At 33.0% G+C, this 24,100-nt stretch carries 26 protein-coding genes; 12 read left to right on the top strand and 14 right to left on the bottom strand.

The annotated features are described in order from the left end of the window. Positions 1–41: 41 nt before the first annotated feature. Positions 42–1,466: an amino acid permease gene (locus tag AAYQ19_RS00285; protein WP_343532639.1), complete on the top strand. Its 1,425-nt coding sequence runs from the start codon at positions 42–44 to the stop codon at positions 1,464–1,466. A gap of 43 nt (positions 1,467–1,509) precedes the next feature. After that, entirely contained in the window at positions 1,510–2,112 is a 603-nt protein-coding gene (locus AAYQ19_RS00280; protein ID WP_343532637.1) for a hypothetical protein, read from the top strand. Between the two features lie 203 nt (positions 2,113–2,315). On the opposite strand, the gene AAYQ19_RS00275 is transcribed toward AAYQ19_RS00280, so the two are convergent. From AAYQ19_RS00275 to AAYQ19_RS00265, 3 genes are all read right to left on the bottom strand, one after another. Next, positions 2,316–3,029, bottom strand: a complete 714-nt coding sequence (locus AAYQ19_RS00275) for a hypothetical protein (RefSeq protein ID WP_343532635.1) — start codon at positions 3,027–3,029, stop codon at positions 2,316–2,318. Positions 3,030–3,049: 20 nt separating this feature from the next. Next, on the bottom strand, positions 3,050–3,508 hold the full coding sequence (locus tag AAYQ19_RS00270; protein ID WP_343532633.1) for a hypothetical protein: 459 nt from the start codon (positions 3,506–3,508) through the stop codon (positions 3,050–3,052). A 197-nt stretch (positions 3,509–3,705) separates the two neighbouring features. Next, the gene (locus AAYQ19_RS00265) at positions 3,706–4,071 is read right to left on the bottom strand and encodes a DUF3887 domain-containing protein (RefSeq protein WP_343532631.1); all 366 of its coding nucleotides are present in this window, start codon (positions 4,069–4,071) and stop codon (positions 3,706–3,708) included. Positions 4,072–4,368: 297 nt separating this feature from the next. On the opposite strand from AAYQ19_RS00265, the gene AAYQ19_RS00260 reads away from it, so the two are divergent. Together AAYQ19_RS00260 and AAYQ19_RS00255 are read left to right on the top strand one after the other, a co-directional pair. Next, positions 4,369–5,499, top strand: coding sequence for a helix-turn-helix domain-containing protein (locus AAYQ19_RS00260; RefSeq protein WP_343532629.1), 1,131 nt, complete (start codon positions 4,369–4,371; stop codon positions 5,497–5,499). Positions 5,500–5,645: 146 nt separating this feature from the next. Beyond that, entirely contained in the window at positions 5,646–6,635 is a 990-nt protein-coding gene (locus tag AAYQ19_RS00255; protein WP_343532627.1) for a pepsin/retropepsin-like aspartic protease family protein, read from the top strand. 712 nt (positions 6,636–7,347) lie between these two features. On the opposite strand, the gene AAYQ19_RS00250 is transcribed toward AAYQ19_RS00255, so the two are convergent. Then, positions 7,348–7,674: a winged helix-turn-helix transcriptional regulator gene (locus AAYQ19_RS00250; protein ID WP_343532625.1), complete on the bottom strand. Its 327-nt coding sequence runs from the start codon at positions 7,672–7,674 to the stop codon at positions 7,348–7,350. A gap of 204 nt (positions 7,675–7,878) precedes the next feature. Here AAYQ19_RS00250 and AAYQ19_RS00245 point away from each other — a divergent pair, with 204 nt between their 5' ends. Together AAYQ19_RS00245 and AAYQ19_RS00240 are read left to right on the top strand one after the other, a co-directional pair. Further along, positions 7,879–8,568, top strand: a complete 690-nt coding sequence (locus AAYQ19_RS00245) for a hypothetical protein (protein WP_343532623.1) — start codon at positions 7,879–7,881, stop codon at positions 8,566–8,568. 61 nt (positions 8,569–8,629) lie between these two features. Next, positions 8,630–9,655 (top strand): saccharopine dehydrogenase NADP-binding domain-containing protein, encoded by a 1,026-nt coding sequence (locus tag AAYQ19_RS00240; protein WP_343532621.1) that lies wholly within the window; start codon positions 8,630–8,632, stop codon positions 9,653–9,655. A 150-nt stretch (positions 9,656–9,805) separates the two neighbouring features. On the opposite strand, the gene AAYQ19_RS00235 is transcribed toward AAYQ19_RS00240, so the two are convergent. Continuing rightward, positions 9,806–11,290 (bottom strand): S41 family peptidase, encoded by a 1,485-nt coding sequence (locus tag AAYQ19_RS00235; protein ID WP_343532619.1) that lies wholly within the window; start codon positions 11,288–11,290, stop codon positions 9,806–9,808. 55 nt (positions 11,291–11,345) lie between these two features. On the opposite strand from AAYQ19_RS00235, the gene AAYQ19_RS00230 reads away from it, so the two are divergent. Continuing rightward, a complete protein-coding gene (locus AAYQ19_RS00230; RefSeq protein WP_343532617.1) occupies positions 11,346–11,726 on the top strand; it encodes a hypothetical protein in 381 nt (126 codons plus the stop codon). A 120-nt stretch (positions 11,727–11,846) separates the two neighbouring features. On the opposite strand, the gene AAYQ19_RS00225 is transcribed toward AAYQ19_RS00230, so the two are convergent. Further along, on the bottom strand, positions 11,847–12,476 hold the full coding sequence (locus AAYQ19_RS00225; RefSeq protein ID WP_343532615.1) for a nitroreductase family protein: 630 nt from the start codon (positions 12,474–12,476) through the stop codon (positions 11,847–11,849). Between the two features lie 269 nt (positions 12,477–12,745). Between AAYQ19_RS00225 and AAYQ19_RS00220 the strand changes: the two genes are divergently transcribed. The 4 genes from AAYQ19_RS00220 (at position 12,746) to AAYQ19_RS00205 (ending at position 16,574) form a co-directional block, all read left to right on the top strand. Beyond that, positions 12,746–13,798: a DUF1852 domain-containing protein gene (locus AAYQ19_RS00220; RefSeq protein ID WP_343532613.1), complete on the top strand. Its 1,053-nt coding sequence runs from the start codon at positions 12,746–12,748 to the stop codon at positions 13,796–13,798. A gap of 30 nt (positions 13,799–13,828) precedes the next feature. Next, complete coding sequence (locus tag AAYQ19_RS00215; protein WP_343532611.1) at positions 13,829–14,860, top strand: methionine synthase; 1,032 nt, start codon at positions 13,829–13,831, stop codon at positions 14,858–14,860. 57 nt (positions 14,861–14,917) lie between these two features. Beyond that, entirely contained in the window at positions 14,918–15,916 is a 999-nt protein-coding gene (locus AAYQ19_RS00210) for a bile acid:sodium symporter family protein (RefSeq protein ID WP_343532609.1), read from the top strand. Positions 15,917–16,121: 205 nt separating this feature from the next. Beyond that, complete coding sequence (locus tag AAYQ19_RS00205; protein WP_343532607.1) at positions 16,122–16,574, top strand: Lrp/AsnC family transcriptional regulator; 453 nt, start codon at positions 16,122–16,124, stop codon at positions 16,572–16,574. A gap of 161 nt (positions 16,575–16,735) precedes the next feature. Here AAYQ19_RS00205 and AAYQ19_RS00200 read toward each other — a convergent pair whose 3' ends face one another. Then, positions 16,736–17,890 carry an OmpA family protein gene (locus AAYQ19_RS00200; RefSeq protein ID WP_343532604.1) on the bottom strand — a complete coding sequence of 385 codons (1,155 nt, stop codon included), beginning with the start codon at positions 17,888–17,890 and terminating at the stop codon, positions 16,736–16,738. Between the two features lie 505 nt (positions 17,891–18,395). Between AAYQ19_RS00200 and AAYQ19_RS00195 the strand changes: the two genes are divergently transcribed. Beyond that, the gene (locus AAYQ19_RS00195; protein ID WP_343532602.1) at positions 18,396–18,773 is read left to right on the top strand and encodes a hypothetical protein; all 378 of its coding nucleotides are present in this window, start codon (positions 18,396–18,398) and stop codon (positions 18,771–18,773) included. A gap of 644 nt (positions 18,774–19,417) precedes the next feature. Here AAYQ19_RS00195 and AAYQ19_RS00190 read toward each other — a convergent pair. The 7 genes from AAYQ19_RS00190 to arsB all read right to left on the bottom strand — a co-directional run bounded on the left by AAYQ19_RS00190 (position 19,418) and on the right by arsB (position 24,099). Beyond that, positions 19,418–19,630, bottom strand: coding sequence for a hypothetical protein (locus AAYQ19_RS00190; RefSeq protein ID WP_289877080.1), 213 nt, complete (start codon positions 19,628–19,630; stop codon positions 19,418–19,420). Further along, a complete protein-coding gene (locus AAYQ19_RS00185; RefSeq protein ID WP_289877081.1) occupies positions 19,608–20,720 on the bottom strand; it encodes a hypothetical protein in 1,113 nt (370 codons plus the stop codon). The genes AAYQ19_RS00190 and AAYQ19_RS00185 overlap by 23 nt, the downstream gene beginning before the upstream one ends. A 173-nt stretch (positions 20,721–20,893) precedes the next feature. Further along, the gene (locus AAYQ19_RS00180) at positions 20,894–21,067 is read right to left on the bottom strand and encodes a hypothetical protein (RefSeq protein WP_343532598.1); all 174 of its coding nucleotides are present in this window, start codon (positions 21,065–21,067) and stop codon (positions 20,894–20,896) included. A 127-nt stretch (positions 21,068–21,194) separates the two neighbouring features. Continuing rightward, a complete protein-coding gene (gene sigZ, locus AAYQ19_RS00175) occupies positions 21,195–21,758 on the bottom strand; it encodes an RNA polymerase sigma factor SigZ (protein ID WP_343532596.1) in 564 nt (187 codons plus the stop codon). A 33-nt stretch (positions 21,759–21,791) separates the two neighbouring features. Beyond that, positions 21,792–22,355, bottom strand: a complete 564-nt coding sequence (locus AAYQ19_RS00170) for a hypothetical protein (RefSeq protein WP_281233739.1) — start codon at positions 22,353–22,355, stop codon at positions 21,792–21,794. Between the two features lie 68 nt (positions 22,356–22,423). Continuing rightward, on the bottom strand, positions 22,424–22,999 hold the full coding sequence (locus AAYQ19_RS00165; RefSeq protein WP_281233738.1) for a Crp/Fnr family transcriptional regulator: 576 nt from the start codon (positions 22,997–22,999) through the stop codon (positions 22,424–22,426). 20 nt (positions 23,000–23,019) lie between these two features. Then, positions 23,020–24,099 (bottom strand): ACR3 family arsenite efflux transporter, encoded by a 1,080-nt coding sequence (gene arsB / locus AAYQ19_RS00160; RefSeq protein ID WP_281233737.1) that lies wholly within the window; start codon positions 24,097–24,099, stop codon positions 23,020–23,022. Position 24,100 lies beyond the last annotated feature (1 nt).

Here is a 24,100-nt window from a genome sequence, read left to right as displayed (position 1 = left end):
ATAGATTTCCAAAAACATTTAACTCCTTTAAAATCTAATTTGTGAAAAATAATCATGATGCTGCAGAAGAGACTCAGCTTAAACGCGGACTTACGAACAGACATATTCAGTTAATTGCCTTAGGAGGCTCAATAGGAACAGGTCTTTTCCTTGGTATAGGTCCAGCGGCCGTACTAGCAGGGCCATCTGTAATTTTAGGATATGCTATTGCCGGAATTATTGCCTTTTTTATAATGAGACAACTTGGCGAAATGGTGGTTGAAGAGCCTGTTTCAGGAAGTTTTAGCTATTTTGCTTATAAATATTGCGGTTCTTTCGCGGGTTTTGCCTCAGGTTGGAATTATTGGATTTTGTATATTCTGGTAAGTATGGCCGAACTTACGGCTATTGGCGTTTATGTACAGTTTTGGTGGCCCGAAATTCCACTTTGGGCATCTAGTTTGTTTTTCTTTCTGGTGATTAATGCTTTGAATTTTGCCTCTGTAAAAGTGTATGGAGAAACCGAATTTTGGTTTTCAATCATAAAAGTAGTTGCGATTATTGCGATGATTCTTTTTGGAACTTATTTGCTAATAAGCGGAACAGGAGGAGAGCACGCTACGATTCATAATTTGTATAATGACGGAGGTTTCTTTCCGAAAGGTTTTTTTGAAAAAACGGCAAAAGGAGATTTTCAAGGATTATTATCAGCAATGGCGCTGATTATGTTCTCTTTTGGCGGATTAGAGTTAATTGGAATTACGGCAGCCGAGGCAGAAAATCCAGAAAAAAACATTCCGAAAGCGACTAATCAGGTTATTTATAGAATTCTGATATTTTATGTAGGTGCATTGGTGATTTTATTTGCTTTGTCACCTTGGAGACAAATTACTACAGACAGTAGTCCGTTTGTAATGGTTTTTCAAAACTTAAACGGGATGGAATTTACATTGTTTGGCCACAAAATATTTTTTACAAGCCTTATTGCGAATGTGCTTAATTTAATTGTATTAACTGCCGCGTTGTCTGTGTATAACAGCAGTGTTTATAGTAATTCACGAATGTTATTTGGTTTAGCAGATCAAGGAAGTGCGCCTAAGTTTTTAAAGAAATTAAACAAACACTACGTGCCCGTTAATGCTATTTTAATCTCATCTTGCTTTGCTGCGATTTGTATTTTAATAAACAAAGTAATGCCAGAAGAAGCTTTTAGTATTTTAATGTCTTTAGTCGTGTCTTGTTTGGTGATTAACTGGGTTATGATTTCGTATACGCATCTAAAATTTAGACAAACAAAAGACAAAGAAAACACCAAAACGAAGTTTGCTTCTATATTTTATCCCGTAAGCAATTACATTTGTTTTGCTTTTTTATTGGGTATTTTAGCTATCATGTGGATGACTAATATGAAGTTATCTGTAGAATTAATTCCGGTTTGGTTGGGGATTCTTTTTGTGTTTTATAAGGTTTTTAAAAAGGGAGAATAGTTAGATTTTATTGATTTTGAAGTAACAAATTAAACTGCTTTATATGAAAATATTAGATTTATTTAAAAACTTAAATTTTATAAAGGCTAAAAATAAGGAGGTTGTTTCCATTGAAGAAGTTGTTACGGAATCCTCAGTAGATGATAATATAGAATACTCACCAGAAGAAAGAGAAAGAAATTTTTATTTCGAGAAGTTTGAAACTTTTGATAAAAACAGAATAATTCAAGATAATTTAGAGCTTAATGGAGAAGGTACTTGCATAATGATTTCTGGAAGTGATCGCTATGGACATGTCAAATTTAGACTTTATTCTTCTGTTAAAGATAATTCAGAAATAGTTTGGAGCGTAAATGAGAAAGAATTACCTAAAGCTTATAGAGATGGTGTTGATAAGGTTGCTAACCTATTTATTGATTTTATAGAAAAAGAAAGAGGAGATCTTAAAAAATTTATTTTTGAAATTGTAGATACTAGTTATCATCCAGTTGATGCAAGACTCGTCGCGTATGAAGTAGCAACCTTTCGTGCAATACAAAATTCGTTTGACGAAAAATTACATAAACCCAATTTAAGATTAATTAGAAGAGAAATTAAAAAGGAGGAAGTAGTAAAAATAAAAAGGAAAAGTAATTTTAAATTATAATAAGTTTTTTGGATCTGTGAAATTATCATGCTCTGCTATCCGAAAAGTTTAACTGAAAAGCTGCGCAAATGTCTCTGACTTTGCGCATTTTTTTTATCTTGTTTTGAATAAAAAACTTCTTAAAAGTCTCCGACTTTTAACATAATATCGTGATGATATTAATGTCACAGTCGGGGCGAAATTTAAAATAGCTTTATCTAGTTTTATTTCTTACTGTTGTGGGAATTAGAATTGTATGTCTCTGTTTTAAAAAGATATTCTTGGCCATGTTTGTCTTTAGCATAAAAGTTCCATTTGCCTACAGGAATTGTGTCTTTATCGAGCCAGCCTTCTCCGTTGCTTTTAATTTTTATAATAGAATCGCCTTTCTTTTGTATATCAGTAGGGCGAATAATTTTTAAAACTTCGGCACGCAACATATCTGTTTCTTTTTCAGATCTATAAATAAAATATACTCCTTCTGAAGGTTTTGATGGCGATGAAGTGTAATGACAGCCGTTTACTATTAGATCATTTTGTTGAGCCAATAAGAAAATTTTTGTCAAAGTAATGTAAGCCGCTTTTGTTTCAAACGCATTGGTAAAACGTATCATACGTATTTTATCTGCAGATATATGAAACCAGATGAATTTATTGTCGGGAGATATGTTAAATCCATAATCTTTTGGGTCTTCTTTATAAAGTTGCAAAATGTTAAATGCTAAAGGTGCCTTTTTATCAGAGTAAAATAATTTAGCATCTCCGTTTATCGCAACAGCAATACTATCTACTTTTCTTTTTGTAGAAGCCGAAAAGGGAACAGAGCAACATCTGATTTTTTCTTGAAGAAATGTTACGTTTTTCTCAAAATCCACATTTTGAGCTTTCGATAAAAAACTAAGTATGCAAAATCCTAAAACAAATACAGTTTTTTTCATTTTCCAATTATTTTTTTTGGTTAATCTGCCCAATAATCTGTTTTTATGTTATAACCTGCTTTTTTGAATGCACTGACTATCTTTTTTGCAAATTTTTCTTTGTTTGGTGCTTTCATATGCACATCCATTGCATCATCGATATATGTTTCTGTTGTTGCGGTATTATTGGCAACATAATTTACAGTAGTTGTTTTTACAGAACCTGGAGCCTGAATGAGAATAGCGATGTCTTTATTTATCGATTTTATAGCAGTTAATGACACTTCCTGTTTTGTAGTTTGATAACCGTTATTAGGTCGTGAAGTGCGAATTTCAAAACTCAAAACATCATTTTCATCAATACTAAAGGGGTGAACGATACTTAACGTGTCTTGCGAAGAAGATTGCTTAGATTCATATTCCATTTCACTTTTCAATTCCTTGTTTAAAAGCTGTACAATTTCGCTTTTTTGTGCTGGCGCTGAAAATATGCTTGCCATAAAAATAATAGATAGAAAAAAGTATTTCATTGGTGTATTTGAGATTGTTTCTTCGATGCTATATGTGTGCTATTTATTGTTAAAGTCTAGACGTTATTTAATTTTTCCTTTTAAAAGGGAGTTCAGGCAGCAGTAGTTAAGAATAATGCTGCTGCTGTAATAATGATCTTGATATTTTTATAAGTTTTGGTTTTAACTTAATATTTAAAATACAATCCTATGATTTTGTCATCTTCATTAAATGTAACTTCTAAATTTCTATTGTCAATTTTAAATTGCAACCTTTTTTTTACAACATTGTATCCTTGAGATTGATATTCAGTAGTTTTTAAAACAGAAATGTAATTTCCTACCTCGGCAATAACACCTTCCCATGCATCTTGTAACTGCTGTTGCGATAGTTTATTTTTTAAAGTTCCTGAAAAGTCTTGTTGAACTTTTGCATAATCTTTTTTCACAAAGTTTTTAATAATATTTTGTGTTATTTCGTCTCTGGTTAACTGAGCGTTCGCCAATGTTGACATACAAAAAGTACAAATCAGAATAAGTAAAGTTTTTTTCATTTTTTTTAATTTAAAAGATTTAGAAAATAAAGATATTTAATTAATTGAATACAAAAAGTTTTAACGCTTAAATGTTTAATTAATTTTTATTAGGGGAGCATATCAAAATACGATGATCATATCTGCTGATTTTTGGTGAAATAACAATATTTAGTTTAATTCATTAAATATTATTCCGCCGAAAGTTAAAAATTGATTTATTTCTGCGTGTAACTTATTATAATTCAGTATGAAAATAGAACAAAATGAAATATAAAATTTTACATTTGATAAGCTTAAAAAAAATCAGTTTAATAAATGCCAGAAATTATTATTAATTCATTTTCAGTTGCAACTTGCTTTCTAATAGGGATATTAGTAATTTTTTATATACCGTATAATAAAAAGGGAAACCTATTTTTTGGTGTTTTTCTCATCTCTGTTGGATTTGCATTACTAAGCAAAATTATATGGGATGAAAAACTAGACATAAAATTTCCATATATAGTTCCGTTTTCAGAGCTATCTCGTTTTGTTCTTGCTCCAAGTTTTTATTTAAGCATTTGGTATTACACCCATTTGGGCAAAGTAAGTTTTGGGAAAAAATGGTTGCATTTTATCCCTGCAATACTATTTTTTCTTTTGGTATCATTGCCTTATTTTCTTTCGTTAGAAAACATATCACATTTGATAGGCGATCGGCTAAGCAGGATAATTGGAGGCTTGATGGGCTTGGTGTTTCCAGTTCAATTAATCATATATTGGATTTTATCTTACCGATTGTTAAAAAGGCATGGGATTAGTGTAATGCTGTTTTCGTCTCAGAAAAAAGAAAGAGATTTAAAATGGCTCTTACATATTTTAGTCTGGATGTTGCTTATGATTGTCGTGTCAATAATAATGAAAATAAAAGAAAATGATAATCTGAATTTAGTGAGTAGTTATTTGTATCTACTACTTGTACTATTTATGGTTTACAGTATTTTGAAACAAAAAGATATTTTTTTTAATGATGAAAACAAAAATTTAATACTTCAAAGTATCCTATATCCGGATGTAAAGAATCAGATTGAAAAATCGACATCACGGCTGAATGAAGATGACTTACTAAAATACAAGTCAGTTTTGAATAATCTTTTACAGAAAGAAGAAGTATTTATCGATCCCGATATTAGTTTAGCTTCACTTGCTGATAAAGTAGGAATTTCAATGAACGATTTGTCGTTTCTGATAAATAATAGTTATAACATGAATTTCTACACCTTAATAAATAATTACAGATTAGATAAAGTTAAAAGCATGCTAATAAAAAAGCAGTACAGTCATCTAACTATTCTTGGAATAGCCTATGAAGCTGGATTTACATCAAAATCGACTTTTAATAATGCCTTTAAGAAAACAACGGGGCTAACGCCCAGTGAATATGTAAAAGAATATACTATAAAATAAGTCTGAATGGGTACATCAGGACGACTTAAAACTGAATAAGATGTTTTTTTGCTGAGAATTTAAACAGCAACATTATGTACTCAACATCTTTAAAAAACAAAATTTGGTTAGGTTTATGTTTTGGTTTGGTTATTGGCGCAGTCTTTTTGAGATTAGCGACAAAGTATTTCTCTCCGTGGATTTTTCCTCCCATTTTACTTGGTATCTCGATTCTTTTTTTAATTGCATCTTTAATTCTGCCTTTTGTCTGGCATTCAATGGAGAAACAGCAGGGCATTAATGGAATTGAACTTAAAATGAGACTAGAGCACCGGATGATTTATGCAATTTCTCTAGACTTAATAATGTTTGGTTTTCATAAAATAGAAGGATTGCAAATGATGGTTCCATTAGGTTTACTAGACACCCCATTTAGCACTTTGTCAGGAGAAACTCTTGTTTGGGCATTTTTCAAATTTTCGTATCCTTTTACTGTTTTTATAGCTTTATTGCAAATTGCAACTGCGGTGCTTTTGCTTTTTTCAAAAACAAGACTTTTTGGATTGATTCTGATTGTGCCTATGCTGGTTTTTATAACTAGTCTTGATGTTTTTTATCAGATGCCATCAGGGCCTTTACTCCATGGTATCATATTATTAATGGGGGTGTTTTACTTTTTGTCTCAGGACACAAAAAGATTAACCGCTTTTATTTTTCAGCCAATGCAAGGTGTTAAAAGTCTAACTGTCTCCAATTACTATAAAAATATGTACAGAGCTTCTTTATTTGTTTGGCCTGTGTTTTTCTATCTCATTTATAGTTATCCGAATAAGCATCCGCAATTTACTGGAAAATATCAGGTGCAAAATTTGAAAATAGATAATATTGCGATGAAGGCAAAGAGTCCTAAAGACAGCGTATTGACTACAATCTATATGGATCTTGAGGATGAAGTGGCTTTTGATTTTAATGATTGGCGATACAGGTATATTGGAACATATTATTTCAATAAAAAAAATGATTCCATAACAATTCGCTGGCGCTATCCTTCTGATAAACTAGATAATTTTAAAGGCAGATTAGTAAAAAGAAATAACCAATTTATTTTAAAAGGAAAAATGAACGGCGAACTGTTTGATATGGTATTGAAAAAATAGTCGAAAATAGTGATAGATTATCTTTGTTTTAAAAGCTCATTTCTTTTGAAATGAGTTTTTTTTGTAATGTTTTCTAACCAAATTTCTGCTACGATTGCGCTACAAAACAAGATACATAGGAAAGAACATAAAAAATGTTACATCGTATCAAAAAACTTTAAATCGATTTAAAAAATAAAGCTAGTTCCCAATAAAAGTCATATAGATTGCTACCATCAGAATAGTAAAAAAATTGTAAAAGAAAACGATCTGTAGGTAATGACCTTTAAAACTAATAAGACTCTGGTGCGGGAGGATGTGTATCAGCAGCGTCCAGGCTAGAAAGCGCATTATTGATATGAAAACTCCAATGCTAATTGTGATAGTCCATGAGATTTCCTTAAACTCGTTTAACCAAAGTATATAATATATCATTACAAATAGAAGGGCAATAAGATGGTGGGTAACGGTGCCCGCTAAAATCATGACTTTTTCGGATAAGTCCAATCTAAAGAAAGAAAATAAACTTGATAGCAGTTCAGGTTTTTTATATAACTCATTATCAGTTATATCAGAAACAGGTCTGATAAAAATGAATAAAGTTATTACGGCTGAAAGCCACGAAATAAAAATTTTAAACAGAATTAGCATAAAAAAAATGCAATATAAATTTGCCTGTCAAATATAGTATTTCATTTCAAAAATTAGCATAGGTTTTAATTTAGTTTCAAATCTAAATCAAAGCCATTTGTTTTTCAGCCCAAGCACTCATTTGGTTGATGAAAGGAATTAACTCGAGACCCGTTTCAGACAAAGAATATTCAACTCGAGGCGGTACTTCGAGATAAACTTTTCTGAAAATCAATCCATCAGCTTCTAATTCTTTTAAAGTCTGGGTGAGCATTTTTGGCGTGATTCCTTCAATAGTTTTTTTTAGTTCGCCATAGCGTAAAATGTCATCTTTTAGCGACCACAAAATTCGGCCTTTATATTTTCCTCCAATTCGCTGAAAAGCGTAATCAACTGGGCAATATGCTTTTACGTTTATTTTTTTTGCCATTTTTTTTGTTTTTTAAAATGCTGATTTTCAGCTTTAGTATAGTTTTCGTACGTAGGGCACTTTTTTGTACGTACTTGTGGTAAAGATATTATATTGTTTTCTTTGTTAGAGGAATTATCAGTATTTTTTATCAAACGGATTCTGATATTCCCTCGTAATAGATTGTTTTTGCTCCACTTTTAATCATTTTAAGAATTAAGAATTATGACAAACGCTCAAGAATCAAATAATCAGGAAATTACAGTATTAGAGCTTCGCAATTATTTATTGAAGCCCAATACAGCAGACGAGTTTAAAAAATACTTCAATATTCATTTTGTTACTCCAATGCATAATCTTGGGGGCTATACTTTGGGACAATTTAAAATTGATAAAGCAAATGATAAATTTGTCTGGTTTAGAGGTTTTAAGAATATGGAAACAAGACTAAAATTCTTAAATGATTTTTATGTTGACAGTAAAACTTGGAAAGACTTTGGAAAAGGAGCCAATGACATGATGATCAATTCAGACAACGTTTATTTGCTGCGTCCGCTTGCTAAAAGTATTTCGGCTAATTTTCTAGACGCGAGCCATAAAATTGTTGAAGTGAACTTTTATACTTGCAACGGTACGCTGGACAAAGTAATTGCTCTTTTTAATACTGAATATGTGCCATTTTTAGCAAGTATAGAGATTAATCATACAACACTTTGGGTTAGTGAAATGCAAGAAAATGATTTTCCGAGACTTCCAGCTTTTCAGGACAAAAATCTTTTGGTTTCCATTACATCTTTTGAAAATGAAAAAGAGTATCAATTAAAACAAAAATTGATTAATGAAATGAGTAGTCAACTGAAACAATCAATGCAGCAATTAATCACAACACAAAATACTTTATTGCTTGTTCAATAAAAAACAGTCTTTCAAATATTTAATAATCATCCGAGAGGATGATGTCTAAAAAATACAGTTTATGGAAAATACTATTGCAATTTATGGAGCATACGGACATACAGGAAAGTTTATTGTAGCAGAGCTTTATAGACAAGGTTATAGAAATTTGGTTCTCTCTGGAAGAGATTTAGAAAAGTTGACTGCTTTGCTTCCGTTTTTTCCGGATTCAGAAATAAAAGTGGCGGACATCAATGATCCAAAATCATTAGACGAAGCTTTTAAAGGCGCCAAAATTATTATAAACGCAGCTGGTCCATATTTAGATACTGCGGGACCCATAATTAAATCAGCTTTAAGATCTGGCAGTCATTATATTGATTTATCGGCAGAACAAAAACCGGTGTTGGATATCATTGATGAATTTTCAGAAGAAGCTAAAAATAAGGAAATCTTAATCATTCCTGCGGCAGCCTTTTATGGTGGATTAGCCGATCTATTGGCGACTGAATTAACAAAAGAGTGGGAGCATACAGATGAAATTAACGTGTATATTGGTCTGGATTCTTGGCATCCTACAAAAGGGACGAGATTGACAGGAGATCGAAATCATTACAAAAGATTAACGTTCCAAAACAAGCGTTTAAAGGAACTTGAGCCAACGCCTCCAAAAGAATGGAATTTTAAAAAACCAATAGGTAACAAAGAAGTGGTAAGTCTGCCTCTTTCAGAAATCATTACAATTTCGAATCATTTAAACGTGAATACGGTTAATACGTATTTGAGTCAGAATTCATTAGACGATCTTAGAAACAACGATACGCCAGAGCCAAAACCGACAGATGAAAAAAACAGATCTTCGCAGCAATTCAGCCTTGAAGTCGTTGCGTTAAAAGATAATGAAGAAAGAAGAATTTCGGCTCAAGGCCAAGATATTTATGCTGTGACAGCTCCCTTAGTTGTAGAGGCTGTGAACAGAATTTTATCTGGAAATGCAGTTTCAAAAGGTGTAAAGACACTGGGAGAAGCGTTTTTATCGAGCGATTTTTTAAATTCGTTGCATGAAGATGATATAAAAATTGCTTTAGAAGAGAAAATCACACGTTAAAAGGCTTGAAAAATATGCATATTTGTATATGAAAAAAGAGATAGCTAGCAACTAGTTATCTCTTTTTGTGATTCTTATTACATAATTTACAAACTATTCAAATCAAGATTTAAGCTGTGATTTTATTTTTAGATTTAATTTTGTTGCTATTTATTGATTTTTCAACCTTTTAAAATCCTCTATATATAAACCTTTTGCAGTATTTGTAGGGTTTAATGCAGAAAAATCGTCAATTTTTAATAAAAAAGAAGAATCGGTAGTTTTTGCTGTAGTTCGCATAGTTTGACCTGTAATTAATTCGATGGCTTTATTCAAATAAGGATCTTTTACGTTTCCAAATTCAACCAGATTTAAGAAAGTGCTATATGGATTAATTTCATAATCAGGTGTAATATTCGCTGGATTTACATCTTTATCTTTGTTGTAATATGAAAATGTAATGGGTTGCAATTGCCATTTATGTTTAGTGTTTCGATTGGCATAGGAGGTATAATTATAAGCAGGAGAATCGTATAGTGTATTAGATCCTACAAATTTGCCAACCGTCTCTTCACCAATTGTGATTACGTTAATGTACTTTTTCAGACATTGTATGGTGAGCTCGCTGGCAGAAGCGGTTTGAAAACTTATCAGCACATATATTTTTGTCAAAGCAAGGCTGTTTATATTTTCTTCTCGCTGAAAAGTTGGCTCGTTATCAACCAGATTAAAAATTTTTACTTTTTCGGAAAGATTTTCATAGCCGTCTTCACTATTGTGTTTATTATTGAAGTCTAAGTAAACATATGGTTTGTTGGTAAAACTTCCGTTAATCATTTGCGCCAAAGCAACTGCAGTTTCCAATGAACCTCCTCCGTTGTATCTTAAATCTAAAACCAGTTCGTTAATTCCGTCTGATTTCATTTTAGCGAAAGACGCATTGAGTTCGTCATTATAATCCGACTTGAAACCGTTAAACACCAGATAACCAATGTTCTTTGCTCCATATACTTTCTTTTCGTAATAAGCAACCGGGTTTTCATCAATATCAGCTTTTGTTAAGGTTACTGTTCCTGCTTTGTCTGTGGTTACCATACTACTATTTGTAAATTTCACGCTTGCCGCCAGAGTAATGGTAAGTTGTGCGTTTTCTAGTTGGCTATAATTACTTGAAGTAAGCTGATTTCCATTTACCTTTGTAATAACGTCTCCTCTTTTCAATCCCGCCAAAGCTGCTGGTGAGCCTGGCACAATGTAGTTAATTAAGGCTACCATATTTGTATTGAATCCATCTTTAGGATAAATTGCATAACTGAAACCGCCTTTTTTTTCAACCTCTGCAATTTTTGAAGCCTGTACTATTTCATTACTGTTTTCAATCCATGAGAATCTATCAACAGTTCCTCTTTGATATAGAAGGGAATAAAAAAGCGCGTCCGGAGTTTTTCCGTTGATAAAATTGTTATATGTAGCGGTAGAGGCGATTTTGCTGTCAGACAGATCACCAACGTCAGATTGCCAGTAATACCAGGAATTCATAGCTTTCCAAACAAAGTTGTTTATCTCGTCAGGCGTGGCTTCAGAATCAGAATCTTTGCTGCAAGCTGTAAAAACCAATCCTACGAGCAATGCTTTAGCAATATATTTTAATTTCATTATTTTTTCAATCGTTTAATTTAAGGTAAATTTGTGGTTGCAAAACGCTAAAAGTATGAAAAATAGTATTCCTAAAGCCGTCTTTTTATTATTTTCTCTTGGACTTTTTTCCCTTTTTTCCTGTTCCAGACAACTTTTGGATATTAAAAATCAAACGTATAGAAGTTATAATACTAATAGTGAAAAAGGATATATGGTTAGTTTTAAATTAAATGACACTACTGTTGTTCCTAAATCGGTTGTGATTAATGGTATTATTCAGGATATATCGATGGAGAATAAAACTGGAGATACTTATCATGTAAATGTTATTGCACAAACTACCTTAATTCATAATTACAAAGTCAAATTAGATAAAAAAGAAAATGGAATTTATTTTGAGAAAAATTCAAATATATTTTTTCAATCTGTAAAATTCAAATTAATCACAGACTAGTTTAAAAGATTTGATTGAACCTGTCTTTAGTGATCTAACCGAACAATTTACAAATCATTTTATAAATGATTTAAAGAAATTGACCTGCTTTCAAGTGAATAATTTACAAGTCTAATAATATTAGTAAACTTTAGTTATCATTTCATCTATAGGTAAACGAACTTTTTTGGTAGCTGCCATATAGTCTTTTTCCGAATCCCGATATCCTAAAGCGAGGATAACAGTAGAATGCAACCCTTTATCTTTTAAACTCAAAACCTCATCGATTGTGGTGGCATTAAATCCTTCGATAGGAGTGGCGTCCACTTTCAATTCTGCTGCAGCAATAAGTGCAGTTCCTAGTGCAATATAAGCTTGTTTGGCTGCCCAATTGGCTTTTTGTTCTGCGTTAATAGCGCTGAAATAGGAATGAAGTCCATTTTTAAATCCTGATAGGGCACCCGCATCAAGACCTCTTTGTTTTTCTGTCATTGCTATGTAGTCTTCAATGTAACTCGAAGTCATGTCAGTGAATGCAGCAAAAACCAACAAATGAGAGCAAGTGCTAATCTGTCCATTATATGAATCAGCACCTAATTTCTTTTGGATTTCTGGATTGCTTACAACAAAAACACGGTAAGATTGCAGACCACAAGAAGATGCTGAAAGATTTATAGCCTCTAAGATCTGATCGACCTTTTCTTCTGTTACTTTAATGTTGTTGTAAGCTTTTGTAGCGTAGCGCCATTTTAAATTTTCTATCAAATTCATTGTTATGTCTATCTTAAAATTTTGGTAAATATAAATTATATTGTTTTCTTTTTCGAGTTTTTGGAATGCTTCAAGAACCGGCAAATCAATCATCGTAGCTCACCTACAGAATAATTATCTGTTTTCCCTCACTATTATATTTGTTTAAAGATTAATAATCTTTATGAGTTCATTTAAAAAGAATATTTATCTGATTTTTTGTGTTAATAAAAATATTTAATCTTTTATTTTCAAATTTGCAGGGTAAAAAATCTAAACAGCATCAAAAGATGAAAGCGAACATACAAGAAGATAAAGGAATAAACGAAAAGCAGGATATTGAAAAAATCCAGAATACGATCAAGAATGATTTTGAATTCACACTAAAGAGCACTTGTTTAGATGAAAATTACCACCCTTCAAGCAAAACGCGTTTGACAACTAATTTTGCAAACTTGGCTAGAGGAGCTAATCGCCAACAAAATTTGCGTAATGCATTAAATATGATTAACAATCGATTCAATGCATTGGCTCATTTGGATAATCCAAAAGCTGATCGTTACCTTGTAGAACTTGAAATCATCACAGTAACGATGCGAATCGATGATAAGAATGGTATTAACAATTTGCCGTTGATTGAAGTTTTAAAAACGAATATTTTTGACCGTAAAACCAGTCAGCGTATCGAAGGTATTGCTGGGAATAATTTTTCTTCTTACGTACGCGATTATGATTTCAGTATTTTATTGATCGAGTACAATAAAGATAAATCTGATTTTTGTATTCCTGAAAATTTTGGTGATCTGCACGGAAAACTTTATAAGTCCTTTGTGAGTTCAGTTACTTATAAAGAGCACTTTAAGATGTCACCTATCATTTGTCTGAGTGTATCGAGTAACAAAACGTATACACGTACCGATTACCAGCACCCAGTCTTGGGGTTTGAATATCTGCAGGATCAGTATTCCATCACTGATGAATATTTCTCCAAAATGGGCTTAAAAGTTCGTTTTTTCATGCCTATTAACAGTGTGGCACCGATGGCTTTTTATCATTCCGGAGATCTACTTGCTGATTATACTGATCTTGGACTAATCAGCTCAATCAGCACGATGGAGACTTTTCAGAAGATTTATCGCCCTGAAATTTACAATGCAAATTCAGTGGCTGGAAAAATCTATCAACCTAGTCTTAGACACGAAGATTATTCACTGACTCGCGTGGATTATGACCGCGAGGAGCGCAGCCGATTGGCTGTTGAACAAGGTAAGTACGCAGAAGAGCATTTCATTAAACCTTACAAAAGTCTCCTGGAACAATGGTCTGCTAATTTTATTCTTTAATTGATTACAACGCATTAAAATTATACTATTATGAAGAAATTATTATTACCCACCTCTATTGTTGGAAGTTTACCCAAACCTGCCTGGCTTGCGCCACCCGAAAAACTTTGGTCACCATGGAAATTAGAAGGTGATCAGCTGCTTGAAGGAAAACAAGATGCATTGCGCATTTCTCTGCAGGAACAACAATTGGCAGATCTAGATATCATTTGTGACGGCGAGCAGACACGCCAGCATTTTGTAACGACTTTTATCGAGCATTTAAGCGGTGTAGATTTTGAAAATCGTAAAACAGTAAAAATCCGTAACCGTTACGATGCGAGTGTACCAGTGGTTGTAGGTGAGGTTGCACGTCAAAAAGCAGTTTTTGTTGAAGATGCTAAATTTTTACGCAAACAGACTAATAAGCCTATAAAATGGGCATTGCCAGGTCCCTTGACAATGGTAGACACCTTGTACGACGACCATTATAAAAGCCGGGAAAAATTGGCGTGGGAATTTGCGAAAGCACTCAATGAAGAAGCAAGAGAACTTCAAGACGCAGGTGTAGATATTATCCAGTTTGATGAACCTGCTTTTAATGTGTTCTTTGATGAAGTAAACGATTGGGGAATGGCAGCATTAGAAAGAGCAATTGAAGGTTTACACTGTCAAACTGCGGTTCATATTTGCTATGGTTATGGAATACAGGCGAATACTGATTGGAAAAAGACATTAGGTTCTGAGTGGCGACAATATGAAGAAATTTTTCCGAAAATTCAAAAATCTAAAATTGATGTGGTGTCTTTAGAATGTCACAACTCCAATGTGCCTTTAAATTTAATGGAACTTGTTCGCGGTAAAAAAGTAATGGTCGGTGCTATTGATGTGGCAACGAACACTATCGAAACACCTGAAGAAGTAGCTGATACCCTGCGTAAAGCTCTTGAGTTTGTAGATGCCGAAAATCTTTATCCTTCTACAAACTGCGGTATGGCACCGTTATCTCGAAACGTAGCTAGAGGCAAGTTAAGTGCTTTAAGTGCAGGAGCAGAAATTATACGCAAAGAACTTGGGATTTAGTCTCAATATATTAAAATGAATTCCGTGACTCTACGGAGAAATAATATTTAAAACACATTGAAGAAATTAGTAGAATTATTAAAAAAAGCAGGTTTCGACGGTTTCCTGTTAATGATAGCCACTATGATTCTGATGGCCTATTTTTTGCCAAAGCCAGGCATGGTCAAAGAACCTGTTTCACTGGAGCAGATTGCTAATGCTGGTGTATCCTTTATTTTCTTGTTTTATGGCATGCGACTAAGTGTTGAGAAACTAAAAGCTGGACTTTCCAATTGGAAAATGCACATTGTCGTCCAGTTGACCACCTTTTTATTTTTCCCGCTCATTGTTTTGATAATGCGTCCTTTTTTTGTCAATAACGGCTTAGAGTTGCTTTGGCTGGGTGTATTTTTTCTGGCAGCTTTGCCGTCTACAGTATCCTCTTCTGTGGTCATGGTTTCCATCGCCAAGGGAAATATCCCCGCAGCCATTTTCAATGCGAGTATTTCTAGTTTGATTGGAGTAGTGGTTACGCCGCTTTGGGTTGGGCTGTTTATTGCTTCTGCAACAGGTGATTTTGATGTCACTCAAATCGGCTTAAAGTTGATTTTGCAGGTCTTACTACCAGTCATCATTGGCATAAGCCTCAATCCCCGTTTCGGCGCCCTTGCAGAAAAATACAAGAAACAGCTCAAATATTTTGATCAGGCAGTTATTCTAACGATTATTTACACGTCGTTTTGCAAGTCATTTTCTGAACATCTTTTCGAAGGCTTCACCGCCCTTGAACTTGCTGGACTCGCTGCAGGGATGATGGTGTTGTTTTTTGCCGTATTCTTTTGTGTGGGACTACTTAGCCGTCTGTTTGGTTTTTCAGATGAAGATCGTATTACCGTCTTATTCTGCGGGTCAAAAAAGTCATTGGTACACGGCACAGTTATGTCAAAAGTACTTTTTCAGTACAGTACTATCACCGGCATCGTATTGTTGCCACTCATGCTTTATCATGCTTTACAATTGATTGCTGCAAGTATTATTGCTCAGGGTATGGCTCGACGAAAAGAAGTACAGTTTTAAAAGTCAATTTGGCGCATAATTGAAGTTTGCTTGAAATTTATTAAAAAACATTGTCTTTAGGATTTTTGTACTGTAAAACTAATTTTTGTAGGGTGTTATGTTTTTATTTTGCTCGAAATAGGATTTTTATGTTGTTTTTGATTGTATTTGAAGAATTTTATTCTAATTTAGAAATAAATTAAACTAAAATTCAAAGTAAAAAAATATGGAGCATATAGATGATATTGATCTTCAGTTACTAAATATACTGCATGATAATTCTAAGTATACAGTAAAAGAGCTTGCTAAGATGGTAAATCTTTCGGCATCGCCTGTTTTTGAGCGAATTAAAAGATTAGAAAACAGTGGTTATATTAAGAAGTATATAGCACTCCTTGATGCAGAAAAATTAAACAGGGGATTTATTGTTTTCTGTAATATCAAACTTAAACAGCACGATCGTAATATTGGGAATCAGTTTGTTAGTGATATTATGAAAATAGAAGAAGTTGTAGAATGTTATAATATCTCAGGGGATTACGACTTTTTAATGAAAGTCTCTGCCAAAGACATGAAACATTATCAGGATTTTGTGTTTAATAAATTGGGATCAGTTGAAAGCATAGGGAGTACCCAAAGTACCTTTGTTATGTCGGAGATAAAAAATATGTACGGATAGTTCTGCTTTTGGAGATTTCATCCAGAGTAGACAGGACTAACAACCCTTTCGAATTAAGATATTTTTCTATGTCTCCGCTTCGCACGCTTTTGCCAAGATCTACTTTGGGATCGATATTTACCTGTTAAGAAATCAGCGGCAAGCAACCAGTATGGAAAAAATTACTCATAGACATTGTTGTTTTTAGTTATTTTAAATTCTACTCGTCTATTTTTATTTCGACCTTCTTCTGTTTTATTTGATTCTATTGGCTTACTATTACCGTATCCAATCGTTTTTATTCTAGCCAAGCTTATGCCTTTATTACTGAAATATTCTGCGATTGCTTGGGCTCTATCATTAGATAGACTTTGATTATACTCATCACTTCCAACGTCATCGGTGTGACCCGAAATCAATATTTCAGTACTGTTATTTTTCTTTAAAAAATTGAATATTCTTTCGAGTTCATCTATGGCATCTTCATTCAAATCAATACTATTTGATTTAAAGTTGATGTTTTCTAAAGTATACGTCTTTTCAAGTACTAAAGTTTCTTCCTCAATAACTTTATTTGTTTTAATCTCAACAATATTGTCCGAATTGGGTTTTATCAAAGTAACAATCTTATTTAAAGGCTCTATTGAAACCATATCTATAAAGTAATATGAATTGTCATGAGTTGCGTTGCTATTGATTTTCTTCTTTTTAGTTTTTGAATCATTATTAAAGTTTCCAATTACAATATAGTTTTCTCCCCCTTTTGCTTTAATTACTTTTGAAACTAAGGTCCAATTATCTGAATCCGTATAATAGTTTTCATTTTCAGTAGAGTGCTTAGAAGAGCTATTTAACCATAATTTTTTTAGTGAATTGTCGGATAAATAATCGGAACCTGGAAGGTCTAATCTTGGATTTGAAAGAATAAAACTTATATCACTTAGTGCATACTTGGATTTCTCTGCTAGACAAACATAAAATGACACTTTATAATCTTTGTCCTTTTCTAAAGGACTTTTTAGAAGTCCTTGTATGTATTCTCTATAGTCATTCTCAGCGTAAAAGTAACATCCAGCATATTTTTCACCAAATTTAGCAGTTTGGTGTCCATTGTAATTTTCAGGAATGGAAATCATAAAATTTTTTGCATTAACATCAAATAAATCTGTTGTGCCATCATTAGGAGTTGACCAATATTTTACATTTTCATTAAATGCACTAATTGAATCAGGCGTGTGTCGAGTTTCTTCAAAACTTGGATTTAAAATTAAATTCTGAGAAATTAATTTTAAGGTTATAAACATAAAAACTGCAGTTAATTTAAAAGATTTGGTCATTTTTTGTTGGTTAAGTTTTTTAATTTAAACGAAAAGTAAATTCTTATATTGTGATACTTTTCTTTATAATTAGATACAATGTGAGGCTCTGTATAAATAGTTCTTTCTGCAACTTTTTAAAGGAATTACTTTGGATGGCAGAGGAAAAGGAAACAAAGTTGCATGGCCTCTACAAAACCATCTTTAGCCCAATATCCAATATCTTTAATGTTTATAAAACTACTCGCCATATTTCTTGGTTTAAACTTTCTTTCAACTAATTTACACCAGCTAATAAAATGGTATTAATAAGACGTTTTTAGCAGGCTTTGTGAAAATTATAAGCTTTTTAGCGAATATAAGAGTAATATTAAATCTTTTTGATTTGTCCAATGATGAGGGTTGCAGTTATATATTAAATAGCTTCTTTACTAAACATATCTTCGGCGAGAAATTTTCTATATATTAGCTGAACTAAATAGATGATCTTGGTACTTATTTATTCATATAAAAAAGCATAATAAAAATGAAAAAGATAATAATTCTTGCTTTGTTTTTTACAATTAATATGTTCGCTCAAGACAGCATAGTATGTAAACAATCGAAATCTGTGATGTTTTCGAATTGGTATGTTTTTTATCCAGACGGTACTTTTAAACATTATTTTAAGACAGATGATGGGCAATTATGGTATGGAGTAGGAATTTTTGAAGATCATGGCAGAAAGAGAGTTTTAAATTTTAAAGATCCGGATTTGAACTTTAAATGGATAGTGAGAGCTCAATATGAATCAAACTTTGAGCGTATTTTAATTCATAGGAAATCTGGTTTTAAATCTAAGGATTATTATAATACATCAAGAAGAAAGTTTGTATATTTTGAATCCCAGCAACCTAAAGTTTAAAAGCAATAGATTTTCCATTATGAATTTTTATAGGTAATTGAGAGAAATATATCAATTTTTAACGTCAGTTGAACAACAATATTTATTATCAAAAAATTACGATAAACCAAAAGAGAAAAAAATCCTACATCCTTAACGGGATTTCGAACCATCGTTCAGCTTCGATCAATTCTCTAATAGCGCCACTTTAAGATTGTTTATTTCAAACAGGCTAAAAAATCGAACCACAAATTTAGACTGTAAAGGTTTGAAAAATCTACATATTAATGCATAAAAAAAAGAGACAACTATTAATTAGTTGTCTCTTCTTGTGACCCTTACTGAACAATTTACAAACCATTTTATGAATGATTTAAAGAAATTAGCCTATTTTCAAGTGAATTTGTAAGATAATTATTTTAATTTTTTGATTTGAAAAGGTTTGTATGTATCGTAAGGGTTAAATGTTAAAAAAGCTAAATATTGTCATGTATTTTTATTTTTTCTAAAATATTTTTTTGGTGGAACATCGTTGCATAAAAACATAAATTGGAGTGATTAAAACTAAAATAATATTTTTAGAAAATTCACATCAAAATTTGTTGTTGATATAATTCTAAACATCAAAAATCATAAACAAAGAGATTTTATTCTTTTGAAATATATTAATTTTTATAATGCTTTAAATTGACAGCATTAAAAGAATATGAAATCATTAAATAACTCCAAATAGCAAGTTTATTTTCATCTTGTATTTTTGGCAGATATTCCATAGCGTTTGTTGATTTATAAAAAGAAAAGGCATAATTAATTTCTAGTTCTTTGACAGGTATGTATTTCAAAGAAAGATCAGATTCATATCCAAGAAACTTTGTCATTCTGGTCCAAATTATTTAGAAGAGGATATTGAGTATAAAAAAGGTGAAAATCAGAACGAAGCGATAGTTTACTATTTAAAGGAATTACAGTAAATAGATAGGGATTTACTAAACCTTTGCCGTTAACGTCGGTTGGAAAACGGGTGAAGACATTCATATTTCCATTGAACTTCCATGTCACGCCATATAAAACATCAAAATCGCCGGAACTGCCATCTGATATATGAGGACTACTGCCACTTATTATTTCAGCGCCTAAACGCCAAGTAGATTTTAGTAAAGACAACTTAACCTCAGGTTGGAAATAGTAAGCGAATAATTTCTGGCCTTTTGCATTACGTCCAAACTGCAAGTATGAATTTAAGGTATAATACCATTGTTTGGTTTTATATTCTATTCTTCCGCCTGCTGTTGCACGGCTGTATAATTTCCCAGAATTTGCATTTTCTAAAAAATCAACAGTATTCAATGAGGAAAATAAAAATCCATGATTGTCATTGTAGGTGAGGTTATTTAACAACAGATATTTATATTTATTCGATGCAACAGGTGAGTAGGTCGGTTCAAACTCAGTTCCATACTTTCGAGTAAATAAAAAGAAAAAGTCATTAGAGAAATATTTTGAGGATTTTATTATCCTAATTCCTTCATGAGCTCTCCCTTGCTGTGCCCAGGGAGCATCGGAGAATAATCTGCCATTGTCCAATAAAACACTCTGCCTTCCCAATCGTATATTTAGGGATTTAAACTTAGTCTCAAAATACAACTGATAAAAATTAATGCTTCCAACTTTGGAAGCTTTGTTGTTTTCATCCCAAAAATGAATTTCTTGTAAATCCGATTTTACAAGCCATTTTTCTCTAGCATATTGCATTGAAATTCTGTTTCTCTGGGTGATGTAAAAGTAAGGATCAATTGAGTCGTTAGGAGGAAGGATATAATTTGAAGTGTATTCGGCTCTTGGCCTGATTTCAATATTCATTAGGAACTGTTGGGATAAGCTGTCTTTTTGCTGTGCACATAATTGAAATACAGATAAAATAATAAAAGGCAATAAGATTCCTTTATTCGCAGGTGTTTTGATTATCATGCTTCTTATATCCTATAGAATTAGTGTATAAAAGTAACAATAGTATGCCTATTTGCAATACTATAATTAAGTTTGATAATTCTTATTTATAATTTTTTTGTTAAATAATTGATATAAAAAATAAGACAACTCAAAAAGTTGTCTTATAATTAATTGATAATTGCAAAAAAAAATTACTTTTTGCAATCTTTCGGAGCACAAGTTGCCGAATCGTCTTTGCAGCAATGGGTTGAACATTTTTCAGTGCAATTTTTCTCCGCATCAGTTTTTGACAAGTTTGCATAAGCGAAGATACTTCCAGCTGACAATACCAATGCTGCAAGAGTAAGGTACATTTTGTTTTTCATAATTTTAATTTTTAATGATTAATACTACTTAAGACGTACTAATCTAAAAATGATGCAGACTTTGCTGATTTTTTTTCTAACAGCCTGAATTTTTATATATGAACCTTCCGTAAATGATCCGGTGATATCAGCATTTTCCTCCGCTGCATGATTTTTTAGAGGTAACATTCATAACATTTCCACGGCGGTCTAATTCAATACTGCAGCAATCCAGAAGCATTTCCTTTAATTTGGATCTGCCTCTTTGCACGCGAGACCGTATGGAAGGATAGGCAAGGCTGTATTTTTCTGTTAAGTCTTTCTGTTTGATTCCATGTATATCGCTGTCCATGATAATATCCCGATAGTCTTCCGGCAGGCGCTCAATGAATTTTATTAAACAGCAGTCCAGACTTTCCGAAGTATCAAAATCTGTTTCATGCATTACTTTTTGCATCATACATTCGGTCAGCTCCGATTTTTTATGATTTGAATTTTTTCGGTAATAGTCAATAATGGAATTTCTTGTGATTGTGAAAATCCAGCTTTTTAGTTTGCCTTCGTCGGTCAGTGATCCTAAATTCTCGTTTATCTTTATAAAAACTTCCTGCAAAACATCAGATGCATCGTGGGTATCATTTATGCGCGCCTTAATATACTTGCCTAAAATGATATAAAACTGATTGTGAATAGTATTTATTTCCAAACTCATAGTTTTTATGTTCTGCTTATGCAGAAAGCGGGATTAGCAACAATTGATTTTACCTCTGAAATTATTCCAGATAAGGGCTGTTTTTGGCATGCATAAGAAAACATGAAGAAGTGCCATTAGGATAGCTCCCGGCAGTAGATTTACAATTAACAGATTAAAGAATCCCGGAGATTGATTGATATTGGAAATCATTATTTCCCCATTTTGAAAAGTAAACCTGATGGAGAGATAAACCGCAATTGACGCAAAATGAAACCCATTTACGAATAAATGGACAATATATTCCCAGCGCGGAAGCCCTCCCATAAACTGCCTGCTGTCTTTCTCTATAAAAGCGTCATACCCGAGCACCATTATATCCAAAAGAACTATGGTTAAGCCTATTACAAAACTAGTATGATTATCCTGTTTCAAGAACAAAAAATAAAGGATTGCCGGAAAGAAAACAGCTCTCAATGTATGGGTAATGTGCTCGGTTTTACTTTCTTCCCGATTGTGAAGCTGGTATTTGAAAATATGCAGATAAAAGCCATCATACAAGGCCAAGACCGCAAAAAGGACAAGAAAGAAGGATGAAATGATAATTGCTGTTTCCATTTTATTTTTGATTGATTATAAAAGCAAAACTATGGGGAAGCATAATTAAAACGAAGGACAAATGTCCTCTATTTTTGTGCTATCTCATTTCTTATCCTGCTGAGTGTCCTGCGTGTTATTCCAAGATAACTTGCAATATCATTTACTGAAGCCTTGTTTACAACTGCAGGCTGTTCCTTAAGCATGCGCATGTATTTTTCCTTTGCGGTTTCATTGCACAAAACACTGGCATACTGCTCCATAACCATATACTGCCGCTCGGCAATTGTCCTTCCTATATTCTGCCATAGCGGACTCTTCTGATAGAGAATCTGCAGGTCATTGTAACTGATTGTTATAAGCTGGGTATCTTCCACTGCCTGAATGGAAAGTTCCGAAGGCTGCTGCGAAATAAAGCTCTTATATGAAGCCGTGAGATTATTTTCAGCGCAGAAGCAGGAAGTCACTTCTTCGGATTTTTCATTTATGTAATAGGTCCTGAGCAGTCCTTTCTTTATGAAAGCGGCCTCATGAGATGTTTTGCCAATTTCTGCAAAATAACTCCCTCTGCTTATAGTGCGTGTTTTGAAATATTGACCGTAATTTTCAAATTCCTGGTCGCTGACTGCAGCAATACTCCGCAAAAATAATTTAAAGCCTTCCATTCTTATGAATTTTTAAAAACTTACAAACTGTCAGTACGATTTGAATAGAACTTTTTTCTAAACCAGAAAGCAAGATTTACCAAGGCTATAAGAGCAGGCACTTCTACCAGAGGACCTATAACACCTGCGAAGGCTTGTCCGCTGTTTATTCCAAATACTCCGATTGCCACGGCAATGGCAAGTTCAAAATTATTCCCTGTTGCTGTAAATGCAATAGATGTGGCTTTTGAATAGTCTGCCCCAAAATATTTGCCGATAAAGAAACTGATGATAAACATCAAAGTAAAGTAAATCACAAGCGGTATTGCAATGCGCACAACATCCATAGGGATCTGAACAATAAGTTCCCCTTTCAGGCTGAACATTACAATGATTGTAAAGAGCAATGAAATAAGAGTAATAGGTGAGATGAATGGCACGTACTTATTCTCAAACCATTCAGAACCTTTTAAAGCTATCAAAGCATAACGGCTTATAATTCCAAGAGCAAAAGGAATACCTAAATAGATACCGACGCTCTCGGCAATCTGAGCAATGCTGATGTTCACCTCAAAACCGTCATATCCAAAATAGGGAGGGAGGATGGTTATAAAGATGTATGCATATACGCTATAAAGCAGCACCTGAAAAATGCTGTTCAGGGCAATAAGCCCTGCAGCATATTCGCGGTTTCCGTCTGCCAGATCGTTCCATACCACAACCATTGCGATACAGCGAGCCAAACCGATCAGGATCACTCCAATCATGTATTCAGGATATCCGTTCAAAAACAGCAATGCTAATAAAAACATCAAGACAGGGCCTACAATCCAATTTAGGAATAAAGAGGCACCCAAGACTTTTGTGTTTTTGAAAACCTGTCCCATCTGCTCATATTTTACTTTTGCCAGAGGCGGATACATCATCAGGATAAGCCCTATTGCCAATGGAATGTTTGTTGTTCCGCTGGAGAAAGAATTGATGAAATCTCCGCTGGAAGGAATAAAATATCCTATTGCCACTCCTATTGCCATGGCAAGAAAAATCCAAAGGGTCAAGAAGCGGTCAAGGAAGCCTAGTTTTTTGCGTTTGACGGCTGGCGCACAGTTATTTGCTGACATT

Origin of the sequence: Flavobacterium mesophilum (genome assembly GCF_039581405.1) — a bacterium.
GTDB lineage: Bacteria > Bacteroidota > Bacteroidia > Flavobacteriales > Flavobacteriaceae > Flavobacterium.
The sequence above is the reverse complement of the archived record's forward strand: the minus strand, read 5'-3'. Positions and strand labels throughout refer to the sequence as shown.